We start from the raw sequence: 11,721 nt of genomic DNA on the forward strand, positions 1-11,721 counted from the left end.
TCAGGTTTGCACAGTACTGAAGCGGCCCGCGACGGCGGAAGAGTGTCGCGCTGCGTTGTGGCGGGTAGTCAGGGGCATCCTTGCGCTCTACATTGAGGCGGACCGCGGCTTTCTCCATTAGGTGAGACGTGGCGGTGGGGACGGGGACCCGCATGCATGCCGCGACGAAGCAACACATCACTACTTCAGGCCTCCTGACCACGGCGCTGCTGGACAGGCTCACGCACCATTGCCACATCGTCGAGACAGGCAACGAGTCACATCGGTTCATGCACAGCACGGCCGTGGCCAAGAAACGCATCAAGGCACGCGAGCAGGTCAAGAAGGCTGAGCTGTTCTGAGCGGTTCAAGGGCAAGCCGCTACGGGCTTCGCCCTGCGCGGCTTGACCTCAACGACGACCACCGAGTCGGTCCATCAAGGAGGAAAAACAAGCCTCAGGCACTACACTTATCCACAGCCAGCCTCACCGGTTGGCCAATAGCCCTGGCTCAAAATTCAATCGGCACGGTGGCTCAATTTTGAATCGGCGCCAACAGTCTGGCCCTTTCCGTCGGTGCGAACGCCCAAGTCAGCAAGAAGGACCAAGAGTTCCTGAACAAGGCTGCAGTTGGTGGTCTTTATGAAGTGGAGGCAGGACGTTTAGCCCAAGAAAAGGCGAACTCATCTGATGTCAAGGCCTTTGGCGAAATGTTGGTCAAGGACCATTCCTCAGCGAACGATGAGCTGAAGGCTTTGGCTACCAGCAAGAGCGCGGTCCTGCCTTCTGAGTTGCCTGCAGAAAAGAAAAACCGCTTGGCCAAGGTCGCCGAGGCCAAGCATTTCGACAAGGAGTTCATCCGGGAAGTGGGCATTGATGACCACCGCAAGGACATCAAACTTTTTGAGAAGGCCAGCAAGAACGCTGACGATCCGCAGATCAAGGCTTTTGCTGCCAAAACGCTGCCTGCCCTTGTCAACCATCGTGAGCATGCCCAGGACCTGCAGAAAAGTCTAGGCAAGTAGGAATCTTTCCTCATCCCTGCCTACATCTTTTGAAGACTACGCTCAGGCAAGGGTAGAGGAGAGCTACTCCCAGTCGCGTCTCCTGCCCTTGAAGGAGTTTTCGTGGATAGCGTGTCGCCAGCCTCGCAGCCTTTCAAGGCGATGTCTCCTGCAAGGCCGCTTAGACGGGGGTCTAAGCCACCGTCCTGCCCAGCGAATGGGGCCTGTGACTTACTTGACCTTGGTACGGAACATGGCCCTGTCGCTGCCTTCGTCGATGAAGCTGACTGTAGTCAGACCGGTATTCGGTGCGCTGATGATGGACTGTCCGCCCCTCCGCGCGTTTGCCCATGTCCTCTCGGGAGGTCACGTGCACACAGGAGGCCTTTCTGAGAATTGCCGGTTTGCGCGCCACGCTGATCCTGGGGCTGACCTCCATCAGGGCGAACTTGCGATCCCCCTGGCCAGCACCAAGTCGGACTCGGTGCCCTGCGCGGCCTGCAGGCACGTCAAGAAATCGCGCTTGAGAGCTTCGCGCCTTGATGGAGTGCGCCTAATAGAAGGCTTCTTCGCAGAGGACATCGACGGCCCATAGCGGGAAGTACAGCAGCAACTTACGCGATCACAAGGTGCGCCAGGCACCCAACCCGGGAACTACACAAGCGAGGTAGAGGCTTGCTTCGAGTGGCCTCTCTCAACGGCGAGAACGCGCTGGTTCCTTCTTGCCGTGGGCTCTTCGTGCTGAGGTTTACCAATATATATTGGTAAAATGTCAATACCAAAAAATTCAAGTAAAGAGTGGCAAGGAACTAAGCATGGCAGCTGATTTTCCAATTCGGACATCTGACCAGCTAACGGCTGTCCTTCAGGCTTTCCGCAAGGAGTCGGGAATGACGCAAAACGACGTGGCCGCACGCATGGGGCTGACGCAGCAAAAGCTATCTCACCTAGAACTGAACGCCCCGAACGTCAGCGCTGATCGCCTACTGCGTCTGCTTAGTGTCCTGGGCGTCGAGTTGGTGCTCCGGCGCCCCGCCGCTGCGTCGCAAACCACCGACGGCAGTAGCGCCTACCCGTGGTGACCAGTGTGTCGTGCTCCTGAGCTCGCGACGCCTTCGAAGTAGTGCAGGGTTCTGCGGCTTTTGGTCAACGCTGTTGAGTTCGGGCTGCATAAACCATGTGCTGATCGGTCGGGTCGTAAGAACCTTGCGCACTGGGCGCGGGTGTTCGGTGCTTCAGTGCAAGCCCCAACCTGTTTGACCGCCTCGAGGTTGACGACGCGGCTGGAGGGCCTTCTTCCCCGCCGCCGACCGCTCCAAGCTGGTCGGATGCCTATTGAGAAAGGCGTGCTTGCTTCACAAGCCAATCGAAGAACGCACGCATAGGGCTAGTCATATGCACAGTCCTGTTCCTATCTTCAAAGATAAGCGTTAGGACGGGGCCGGGGAATCAGGGGGCTATCTGAGACGAGAAGGGCTGGCCGCTGTACTTTAAGCGCTACGGCGAAGCGATGCTGGTCACCACTGTGCTCGTGCCCAACAAGGCCTACACCTCCGCCGTGATGCGGATGCCGTCGGGCGAGGCAAAACTGACGCAGCCGTCCCAACCGCTGTATGGGATCAACACCGCAGACCCGCATGTGGTGCTGTTCGCGGGCGGCTACCCGCTTTTCGTGAATGGTAAGTTCGTTGGGGCGTTCGGCGTTGGCGGAGGAAGCTGGGGCCAAGATGAGAAAATCGGCCGAACGGTTCTGAAGGCCTTCGAGGCGGAGACCAAGTAAAGCGGCTGCTGGAGTTTAGAAAATACCTATGCAGGGGTTGAGCGCTCGGCCGCCCTGCCACACTGGCGGGATAAGGGGTGAGCATCGTCTGGATGGGATTCCGGAGCTACCGGATGGGGCCGAATCCAAAGTAGGCAGCGTTCGTTGGCCCCTTGGGCGAGGCAGCATCCTTCCCATCGGATGTCGCTGGCTGAATCCTTCCTTCAGGTGGGGTCTGCTGTCGGTCGGTCTGCTCAGCGTCTCTTCGCGGCCCCACATCCAGGTCGGCGATCATCTCTTCCAATGCCATCAGTCCGCTGGCCATGGCGGTTTTGTAGGTTTTGTATCCTTCCTTGGCGCGATCGATTTCCTTCCATTGATCCTCGTTCACACGTTCAGTGATGACCCATTCAAACATCCCGGGGTCAGGCTCCGCAACATGAACGGCGAGGAGGCGTAGTACATCGGCCATGCCGAAGTATAGGCACGGACAACTGGTGCTGGAATGTGCCCAAACCTACGGAAACGTTAAGTCGCTGCCTACATCCGTCAACAAGGCAGCCGAGCAAACTTTCTGCAGTCAAACTGCGGAGAGCTCCATGGCTACTGGCAGCCGCACCCTCTGGAAGGGTGCCATCACGTTCGGATTGGTTCACATCCCTGTTGGCCTCCACACAGCGGCTACAGAGGAAGGCGTGGACTTTGACTGGCTGGACAAGCGCAGCATGGACCCGGTGGGCTACAAGCGCGTGAACAAGCGCACCGGCCGCGAAATCACCAAAGAGAATATCGTCAAGGGCGTCGAGTACGAAGATGACAAGTACGTGATCATCAGCCCCGAAGAGATAGAAGCAGTCTTTCCCAAGACCACACAAACCATCACCATCGAGCGGTTCATCGAAGCCAACGAACTGCCGTTTGTCTTCTTAGAGCGCCCATACTACGTCGCGCCGATCAACAAGAGTGACAAGGTCTATACCCTCCTGAGGGAAGCATTAATCTCCACCGGAAAAATCGGCTTGGCCAAAGTGGTGATTGCGACAAAGCAGCACCTGGCGGCACTCGTACCGTCCGGACCAGCGCTGGTGCTGTCTTTGCTGCGCTGGGGCGACGAAGTCAAAACGCTGGACAGCCTCGATCTCCCTGCGGAGGGCCGCAAGTCTGTGAGCGCAGCTGAACTCAAGATGGCCACCCAGCTGGTCGAAGAAATGTCCGGAAAGTGGAACCCCGCCGACTTCAAGGATGAGTTCCGTATTCAGGTCATGAAACTCGTCGAGAAGAAAGCCAAGGCCGGGGAAGGAAAGACGGTGCTTGAACCTGAGGAGGAAGCACTTCAGTCCGCCGATGTCATCGATCTCACCGCGTTGCTGCAGCGCAGCCTCAAAGGCGGCGGAAAGCCCAGCGACAAGTCAGCTACCAAAGCCCCGGCCAAGCAGGCGAGCAAGGCCTCCGCCAAGAAGGCACCGGCCAAGTCTGCCGCGCGAAAGTCCGGTACTGAACGCAAAGCCGCTTGATCTACAGTTTCACCTCAGGAGCCAACATGCCCGACGACAAATCCCAATCCGGCGGCCAGGACCGCAAACGCATCAGCCTCTCCCAAGAGTACGAGGTTCGCGACTGGGCGAAGAAGTTCAACGTGACGCCGGAGCAACTCGAAGCCGCTGTCCGCGCCGTGGGCAACGATGCTGCCGCTGTCGAGGAACACCTGAAGGGCATCCGGTGAGCCTGTGCGCGTCGCGACGTGGAACGTCAACAACGTCAACAAGCGTGTAGCGCTGCTGGTGGACTGGCTGCAACGCACCCAGCCCGATGTGGTCGCGCTGCAGGAAATCAAATGCCCGACGGCTGATTTTCCGACCGCCGCGCTGCAGGAGGCCGGGTACAGCAGCCTGGTGGTGGGGCAGCGCACCTGGAACGGCGTTGCCATACTGAGCCGCAATGCGGACCCTCTGCCCATCGTCACGGCGTTGCCTGGTGACTCGACAGACAAGGAGGCGCGCTACCTGGAGGCGGCCATCACGGGGATCTTGTTTGCCTGCCTGTATTTGCCCAACGGCAATCCCCAGCCGGGTCCCAAGTTCGACTACAAGCTTCGCTGGTTCGAGCGCCTACGGCGCCGTACCGAGGAGCTCTGGCATTCCGGGCACCCTGTGGTGCTGTTGGGGGACTGGAACGTTGTGCCCACGGACGCAGATATCTACAAACCCGATACTTGGCGCGATGACGCGCTGTTGCAGCCGGAGGCGCGTGCCGCCTTTGCCAGCATCCTGGCGCAAGGTTGGACGGATGCCATCGGCAAGGTCCATAGCAAGGTGCCCTTCACGTTCTGGGATTACCGGCGCAAGCGGTGGGAACGCGACGCCGGGCTGCGCATCGACCACATTCTCGTTGGACACTCGCTGAAGCTGCTGGACGCGGGAGTGGAACGCGAGGAGCGCGGCAAGGAGAGTCCGAGCGACCATGCCCCGGTGTGGGCGGAGCTCACTGTCGAGAAAGCACGAGCGGTGCGCAAACCGACCATAGCTGCCACGAAATCGCTTTCCACGAAGAAGGCCGAGAGGACGGCGAAAGCCAAACCCCCCTCCACTCCTGAACCGCTCGCACAGTACAAGGCCAAGCGCGATTTCACGAAGACTTCCGAACCCACCGGCGCAGCTGCGAAGCTGCCTCGTCGCGCAAAGGGCGCGGCGGATCCATTGCAGTTTGTGATCCAGAAACACTGGGCGTCCCGTCTGCACTACGACTTCCGGCTGGAGATGGACGGCGTCATGGTGAGCTGGGCGGTGCCAAAAGGTCCATCGTTCGACCCCAAGGTCAAGTCCATGGCCATTCATGTCGAGGACCACCCCACCGACTACAACACCTTCGAGGGGATCATTCCGAAAGGCGAGTACGGCGCCGGCAAGGTCCTCATCTGGGACCGCGGAACATGGGAGCCCGTGGGCGATCCTCGCGACGGGCTGGCCAAGGGCAAAATCATGTTCCACCTCCACGGCCAAAAGCTTGCGGGTCTTTGGGAACTTGTGCGCATCTCGAAGCCTGGCGAGAAAAAGCAGGATCAGTGGATGCTGTTCAAGAAACGCGGCGACGCCTGGGCACGGCCGAGCACGGAGTACGACGTCATCGCCGCGCTGCCCGACAGCGTGGTCGAGACGCCGCTGGGACTCGCGGAGGAACGTGTGCCGGTCGTTGGCACGACGGGATCCGCACTTGGCGCCACATCTCAACCGCTGGCGAACGCCAGAAAATCCCGCCTTCCTGCCAAGCTGGAGCCGCAACTCGCCACGCTGGTGTCGTCGGTCCCTGATGGCGACTGGATCATCGAGACCAAGTTCGACGGCTATCGCATTCTTGCGCGCGTGAAGGGAGACGAGGTTCGCCTCTATACGCGCAACGGTAATGACTGGACAGAGAAGCTGCAGCAGGTGGCCGATGGCATCTCCGAGCTTGGCCTGACGCGCGCTTGGCTTGATGGGGAGATCGTGGTGCTGAATGACGCCGGTATCCCGGATTTCAACCGCCTTCAGAACGCGATCGACAACGCTCGCACGCGGGACATCGTGATGTTCGTGTTCGATGTGCCCTACCTGGGCGATCAGGACCTTCGCAGCGTACCGCTGGTAGCGCGGCGGCAGCTGCTCCAGGAGCTCTTCGACAAACGCGAGAGCAGCACCGTCCGGTTCAGCCAGGCTTTCGAGGTCGCGCCCTCCCAGCTTTTGGGCGTCGCCTGCGACATGGGGCTGGAGGGCCTGATCATCAAGCGGGCGGATGCAACGTATGTATCCGGGAGGACCGACAGCTGGATGAAGCTCAAGTGCCAGTACAGGCAGGAGTTCGTGGTTCTGGGATTCACCGACCGCACTGGCGCTCCCAAAGAGGTCGGGAGTCTGCTGCTGGGTTATCACGAGGAGGGGAAGCTTGTGGCGGCCGGATCCGTAGGCACGGGATGGGGTTCCTCGACGGGGGCCGAACTGCATGCCCGATTGGTGAAGCTCGAAGTTCCGGACCCGCCACTGGACGCAGCCGAGTTCAAGCCGGGCCGGTGGTCCAAGCGCAAGGTCGGTGCCGAGCGGTGGGTCCGTCCCTCCCTGGTGGTGGAGGTGGCTTTTGGCGAATGGACCGCCGACAAACGCATTCGGCACGCGGTTTTCCGAGGTATCCGCACGGACAAGCCGGCGAAGATGATCGTCCGCGAGCGCGTGAAGAACCCAGCCGCCCCAGCGCTTGCCCCCGTTGCGCCAGAGTCCAAGGCAGCGCGGACGATCTCCAAGGTCAATATCACCCATCCCGACCGGGTGATTGACCCCACCACGGGATTGCGCAAGATTGATCTTGTGCGCTACTACGAGAGCGTTGCCGAGTGGATGCTGCCCCATCTCAAGGATCGCCCGGCATCGCTGGTCCGAGCGCCAACCGGGATTACGGGGCAGTTGTATTTTCAGAAGCACCCAGAAAGCAAGATGCCCGGGCTCAAGGAGCTGGACCCCGCCCTGTGGCCCGGACACGAGGCGCTGTTGGCTGTGAACTCCGCCTACGCGCTGATTGCGGCAGCGCAGATGAACGTGGTTGAGTTCCACACGTGGAACTCCAAGGTCGCCCGCATCGACCAGCCGGACCGGTTCGTGCTCGACCTTGATCCTGGAGAGGGTGTCACCTGGCCGATGCTTCAGGAGGCCGCGCAGCTCACCCGCGTGATGCTCGCCGAGCTGGGGCTGGAGTGCTGGCTCAAGACCAGCGGTGGAAAGGGACTGCACGTAGTGGTGCCGATCACGCCCAAGCGCGACTACACCGAGGTGAAAGCGTTCTCGCAAGGCGTGGTGAAGCACATAGCGCGGGTGATCCCAAGCCGGTTCGTTTCTGTGATGGGCGGCAAAAACCGCGTCGGGAGAATCTTCATCGACTACCTTCGCAACGGTCATGGGCAGACCACCGCGTGCGCCTTCTCAGCGCGCTCGCGGCCTGGGATGGGGGTTTCGATGCCGGTGGGTTGGGAGCAGCTCAAGGAGCTCAAGGGCGGCGCGCAGTGGACGGTTGCGACGGCGCGGGAGTATTTGAGTTTTCAGCAGGAAGATCCCTGGAGGGAATTCTGGAAGAAGCGGCAGTCAGTCGACAGTGCCATAAAAATACTCGCTGAAACATAGGGAGGCGTGGGCCGTGATGCCGTTGGATCGGGGGCCACCTGCGAAGCACGTCGGCTTTAGGCTGGTAGCAGCCGTTCGTGTCTGGCATCGCGCGTGACTGCTTTCGACCCCATTGCTGTCGTTCGCGCCTCTGCACCCAATGACTGCTGCCAACGTGAGCGGTCGTTCCCTGACGCAAGATTCGGTGCCTCAGCGCGATGACCGCGGATGCCAGTCTGATTAGCCAGCTGTGCCGGTTGAAAATGACCAGCTTGAAGTAGCTTACTGGTGGTGTAGACCACCTAGTATGACCAGGGATTCTCTCCTTCTAAATGCTCCCAGTGAGCGGCCCGCTCCCCTGTTATGGCAACTCTGCTATCTGCAGTCAAAGTATCCCGGACAGTGGCGATGCGGCTTTTAAGGTGTGCTGCAGCTGTCTTGTGGAATCGCCCCAATTGGCCGACCCGTTGAGCTGCCTTGTTCGCAAGGCCTCGGATCTGATCGGCATCTACGACACTGGCTGCAGCCATCTCCAACTGCAGGACTTGAGCTCGCACCTGTGACCGCTTCTTTGCGCCCAAGGACGGGCTGTGATTCACGATGAGCTTCGTGGCGATCATCGGGCGGGACGCTGCGAACACATCATGCTTGTCCCGACTGGCCTTCAAGTCGTGGCGAGCAAGCATCCCATACACCTGGGCAATGGCCCAGGTTTGTGTGTCCTTGTCCAAATGACTGGCAGAAGACAAGGCCATGTCATCCACATAGCGTGAGTAGCTGATGCCACGTTGCTTGAGCTTGGCATGCAGCAGGGGCTCATGGCGCCACAGCACCAGATTGGCCAAGAACGAGCTGGTGATGGCCCCTTGTGGAAGGTAGCCCCCTTTGGTTGTCAGCTTGGTTAACAGCCGGGCGACATCCGGAGCAAAGCCCAAGCAATCGCGCCAGACCTGCTCGATGTAAATCGCCCCCACAGAAGGGAAAAAACGCTTTACGTCCTCGCAGATGAGTATTTTTTTCTTTGCATGAAGCGAGGCATTGGTGACGTAATCGCGTCCCGCGAGGCTGCCTTGCAGGTAGTCTGGGAACACAACTTGTCGTGGTCAAGTCTTTTCGGACATTCCGATAGGGGATGTTCGTTCAAGCTGAGTGAGCTGCCAACGCCTGCTGCATCTCGTAGTCATTGGGTGACTGGTATCCCAGCGTGGAGTGCAACCTGATAGGGTTGTAGAAGCCCACGATGTAGTCCGCGATGTCCGCCTGGGCCTCAGCATGGTTTGCATAGTCGCGCTGCCAGACACGCTCCATCTTCAAGTTCAGGAAGAATCTCTCCATCACTGCGTTGTCCCAGCAGTTGCCCTTGCGACTCATGCTGCACACCAGGCCATGGCTCTCCAGCAACCCCATGTGCAGTTCGCTGGCGTACTGACTGCCTCGGTCCGAATGAACCAGCAATCCTGGCTTGGGGCGGCGGCTTGTGATGGCCATGCGCAGCGCCTCGCACACCAGCTGTGCTGGCATGCTCGGGGCCATGGCCCAGCCCACTACTTTTCTGGAGAACAGGTCCAGCACCACCGCCAGATAGAGCCAGCCACTGCGTGTGCGAACGTAGGTGATGTCGCTGGCCCATGTCTGGTTGGGCTTTTCAGGTTTGAACTGGCGCTGCAGCACATTGTCTGCAACAGGCAAGCCATGGCGGCTGTCGGTGGTGTGCGTGAACTTGCGCCGCCAGCGTGCTCGCAGTCCGTGCGCGGCCATCAAAGTGCGTGCTTTGTAGCGCCCAACAGCCCAGCCTTGCAATTTCAGCTGTGCACTCAGGCGGCGACTGCCGTAGCTGCTCCCACTGGCATGGAAGACTGCTTTGGCCTGAAGGCTCAGTGGGCTCACTGCAGCCTTTGTGGTGGCGCGCTTGCGCGCCGCGTACCAGCCCGAGCGGCTCATGCCCAACACCCTGCACCACTGGCTTACTGGGGCCTTCTGCGCCTGTGCTTGCGCACTCATCAGGTCCTGAATCATTTCATTTCCCGGGCGAAGAAGGCCGACGCTTTTTTTAGGAGTTCATTGTCCGATTGCAGTTGCCTGACCTGCGACTCCAATTGCCGAATGCGTTGCTGCTCGGCCGTCAACGGCTTGCCAATACCCGGACGTCCGGCCGCCTCTTCGTCGTACTGCGCCAGCCAGCGGCGCACCGCGCTGTCAACCAGATCCAGATCCTTGCTGACCTGAGCCACGCTCAGATTCTGTTCTCGGACCATCTTGACCACTTGTAGCTTGAAGGCTGCGTCAAACGCCCTGCGCGCTCTTTTGTCTTTCATGTTCGTCATTTCCTCTGGGGTCTATGGGCCCCTATCGAGGTGTCCTATTTCATTGGACCATGACAACTTTCGAAAAAATATGCAGCTTCAAGCGTGTATGTAATTCTTTGAGCTGCCCCATCGCATCGAAGGTCTGCCTGGTCGATCCCGGCTGGGGCTTGACCGTCCGCCACATGCTTTCAGAGCGGTCCGCCAACTGCACAAGCGCTTGTTCGCCCCAGCGCAAGGCTCGGGCCAGCGCGGCAATGGACCGAATCGGCTTAGCTTGGTAGCTCGGTTTGCTCAGGCAGAGGCTCATTCAGAAGCTCCAAGGCGGTGATCGCCAACTGGCCGGCTAGATCCCGATTCAGTTGCCCAAGCTCTCCGTCCTCTGCTCCCAGGAAAAACAGGATTTCCACGGGCATGACGAGCGCTGCAGCGATTCGCTTGATGGTGGACAACGGCGGGTCGCGTCGGCCGCGTTCAAGCAACGACAGGTAGGAGACCGAAATTTCTGCTCGCTCCGCCAACGCGGCTTGTGAAAGCCTGCGCTTTTTGCGAGCGAGCTGGATGGCCTGTCCGATGTTCATATGTGAATCTCAGAACTAAGAATGGGCTTGGGGTGCCCATGACGGTCTCATAGCCAATCTCGGATGTTCGTCACGATAACGACGACCGCCGCGATGGCCTGGAGAATGCGCAGCTTGTGCTGTTGAGCTTCTGCCGCGCTTGGATGATGGTCTCTCAGCTGTTCAAGCTTCGAAATTGCATCCTCCAGTTCCTTCATAGCACCAATGTCGAGTTGGCTTCTGCATGCATCGCGGGCTTTCTTCAAGCCCTTGATGTTGTTTTCCAAGATTTGCTTGTCCATTAGGACTCCTTCTACAAGGCACCATGCCCTGCTTCCCCTTTCAAGGCAGCGCCGTAAAGGAGCCAACTCGACACCAACCAAGCCCACCACAGTTGCCCGCTGCTGGCTCATCCTTCCCCTCTCAGAGTACGAAGACGCACAGGACTTCGCGCACCAGAGGATCTGGGCGTCCGGCTGGTCGCAATAGGCTGAGCCAACTGCACCGCGTTGCAAGCTACGCTCACTGTCTGCGTAGCGGGACTTCACGAGTGAAGCCCTGATCACTGAGCTTTTGCCTTTTGGGTTAGGAATCACAAATCTCTTCAACCGCAGCAGCGCGATCACGCGCCGCCGAGATGCATATTACGCACTATTGGTTCGAAATTTTGACTGTGAGTACGTTATTTTGTGTAAATCTCCGTACAAGGAGGGCTGCCTTCGCGGCGGGAACGGCATCTTGACAATCGCTGTGGGAACCCTGCCGCTGAAGGTGTTTGGGGCGCGGGGATATGGGCAACGGCAGGGTGGCTGACGATACCCGCCCGCATTGTGCAAGCAGGATCCCCGTTCATTTTCGGCATAGCGATCACATTGGGGTGTTGGCGCTCTGTGGCTGTCTTCGTTGCTCGGGCTGAGCGCGTTCATGGTCTTGTGGACGATGCGGGTTCATGGGCCAACTAGGTAGCTAGGCGCACTGCGGAGGCCGACAAGTCACA

The 11,721-nt window shown here is 59.4% G+C and carries 11 protein-coding genes and 3 pseudogenes; 8 read left to right on the plus strand and 6 right to left on the minus strand.

Annotation, left to right across the window (positions count from 1 at the left end):
* Positions 1–194: 194 nt before the first annotated feature.
* The 4 genes and pseudogenes from U6958_RS18660 to U6958_RS18675 all read left to right on the plus strand — a co-directional run.
* A pseudogene (locus U6958_RS18660) lies at positions 195–341 on the plus strand (ATP-binding protein); the annotation flags it as partial.
* A 197-nt stretch (positions 342–538) separates the two neighbouring features.
* Positions 539–1,003 (plus strand): DUF4142 domain-containing protein, encoded by a 465-nt coding sequence (locus U6958_RS18665; protein WP_279627047.1) that lies wholly within the window; start codon positions 539–541, stop codon positions 1,001–1,003.
* A 794-nt stretch (positions 1,004–1,797) separates the two neighbouring features.
* Positions 1,798–2,064, plus strand: a complete 267-nt coding sequence (locus U6958_RS18670; RefSeq protein WP_074923751.1) for a helix-turn-helix transcriptional regulator — start codon at positions 1,798–1,800, stop codon at positions 2,062–2,064.
* 395 nt (positions 2,065–2,459) lie between these two features.
* Positions 2,460–2,762 (plus strand): annotated as a pseudogene (locus U6958_RS18675) (heme-binding protein); the annotation flags it as partial.
* A 106-nt stretch (positions 2,763–2,868) separates the two neighbouring features.
* On the opposite strand, the gene U6958_RS18680 reads toward U6958_RS18675, so the two are convergent.
* The gene (locus tag U6958_RS18680) at positions 2,869–3,159 is read right to left on the minus strand and encodes a hypothetical protein (protein ID WP_016452110.1); all 291 of its coding nucleotides are present in this window, start codon (positions 3,157–3,159) and stop codon (positions 2,869–2,871) included.
* 181 nt (positions 3,160–3,340) lie between these two features.
* On the opposite strand from U6958_RS18680, the gene U6958_RS18685 reads away from it, so the two are divergent.
* Genes U6958_RS18685 through ligD form a run of 3 tightly spaced genes read left to right on the plus strand, consistent with a single transcriptional unit; the run spans position 3,341 to position 7,882 of the window.
* Complete coding sequence (locus U6958_RS18685; protein WP_016452109.1) at positions 3,341–4,255, plus strand: Ku protein; 915 nt, start codon at positions 3,341–3,343, stop codon at positions 4,253–4,255.
* A 26-nt stretch (positions 4,256–4,281) separates the two neighbouring features.
* Positions 4,282–4,464, plus strand: coding sequence for a DUF3606 domain-containing protein (locus U6958_RS18690; protein ID WP_016452108.1), 183 nt, complete (start codon positions 4,282–4,284; stop codon positions 4,462–4,464).
* A gap of 4 nt (positions 4,465–4,468) precedes the next feature.
* Positions 4,469–7,882, plus strand: coding sequence for a DNA ligase D (gene ligD / locus U6958_RS18695; protein WP_016452107.1), 3,414 nt, complete (start codon positions 4,469–4,471; stop codon positions 7,880–7,882).
* A 281-nt stretch (positions 7,883–8,163) separates the two neighbouring features.
* Here the strand turns inward: ligD and U6958_RS18700 are convergent, their stop codons facing one another.
* The 5 genes from U6958_RS18700 to U6958_RS18720 all read right to left on the minus strand — a co-directional run bounded on the left by U6958_RS18700 (position 8,164) and on the right by U6958_RS18720 (position 11,026).
* Entirely contained in the window at positions 8,164–8,952 is a 789-nt protein-coding gene (locus tag U6958_RS18700) for a reverse transcriptase family protein (protein ID WP_244160573.1), read from the minus strand.
* Between the two features lie 49 nt (positions 8,953–9,001).
* Positions 9,002–10,185 (minus strand): IS3 family transposase gene (locus U6958_RS18705; protein ID WP_201266015.1). Its coding sequence is split into 2 segments (ribosomal slippage): positions 9,002–9,903 and positions 9,903–10,185, totalling 1,185 coding nucleotides; the frame shifts between segments, so codons are not numbered across the junction.
* Between the two features lie 40 nt (positions 10,186–10,225).
* A complete protein-coding gene (locus U6958_RS18710) occupies positions 10,226–10,474 on the minus strand; it encodes a hypothetical protein (protein ID WP_244160591.1) in 249 nt (82 codons plus the stop codon).
* Entirely contained in the window at positions 10,437–10,745 is a 309-nt protein-coding gene (locus tag U6958_RS18715) for a helix-turn-helix domain-containing protein (protein ID WP_016452105.1), read from the minus strand. Before U6958_RS18715 ends, U6958_RS18710 begins: the two co-directional genes overlap by 38 nt.
* Positions 10,746–10,792: 47 nt before the next feature.
* Positions 10,793–11,026, minus strand: a complete 234-nt coding sequence (locus U6958_RS18720) for a hypothetical protein (RefSeq protein ID WP_016452104.1) — start codon at positions 11,024–11,026, stop codon at positions 10,793–10,795.
* A gap of 424 nt (positions 11,027–11,450) precedes the next feature.
* On the opposite strand from U6958_RS18720, the pseudogene U6958_RS18725 reads away from it, so the two are divergent.
* Positions 11,451–11,690: pseudogene (locus U6958_RS18725) on the plus strand (MFS transporter); the annotation flags it as partial.
* Positions 11,691–11,721: the final 31 nt, after the last annotated feature.

The organism is Delftia lacustris, assembly GCF_040267515.1.
In the GTDB taxonomy this organism is placed as follows: Bacteria; Pseudomonadota; Gammaproteobacteria; order Burkholderiales; family Burkholderiaceae_C; genus Comamonas; species Comamonas tsuruhatensis.

Coding starts and splice junctions, on each gene's coding strand:
- U6958_RS18670 (WP_074923751.1), top strand. CDS start 1,798: ATGGCAGCTGATTTTCCAATTCGGACATCTGACCAGCTAACGGCTGTC.
- U6958_RS18680 (WP_016452110.1), bottom strand. CDS start 3,159: ATGTTTGAATGGGTCATCACTGAACGTGTGAACGAGGATCAATGGAAG.
- U6958_RS18685 (WP_016452109.1), top strand. CDS start 3,341: ATGGCTACTGGCAGCCGCACCCTCTGGAAGGGTGCCATCACGTTCGGA.
- U6958_RS18690 (WP_016452108.1), top strand. CDS start 4,282: ATGCCCGACGACAAATCCCAATCCGGCGGCCAGGACCGCAAACGCATC.
- U6958_RS18710 (WP_244160591.1), bottom strand. CDS start 10,474: ATGAGCCTCTGCCTGAGCAAACCGAGCTACCAAGCTAAGCCGATTCGG.
- U6958_RS18715 (WP_016452105.1), bottom strand. CDS start 10,745: ATGAACATCGGACAGGCCATCCAGCTCGCTCGCAAAAAGCGCAGGCTT.
- U6958_RS18720 (WP_016452104.1), bottom strand. CDS start 11,026: ATGGACAAGCAAATCTTGGAAAACAACATCAAGGGCTTGAAGAAAGCC.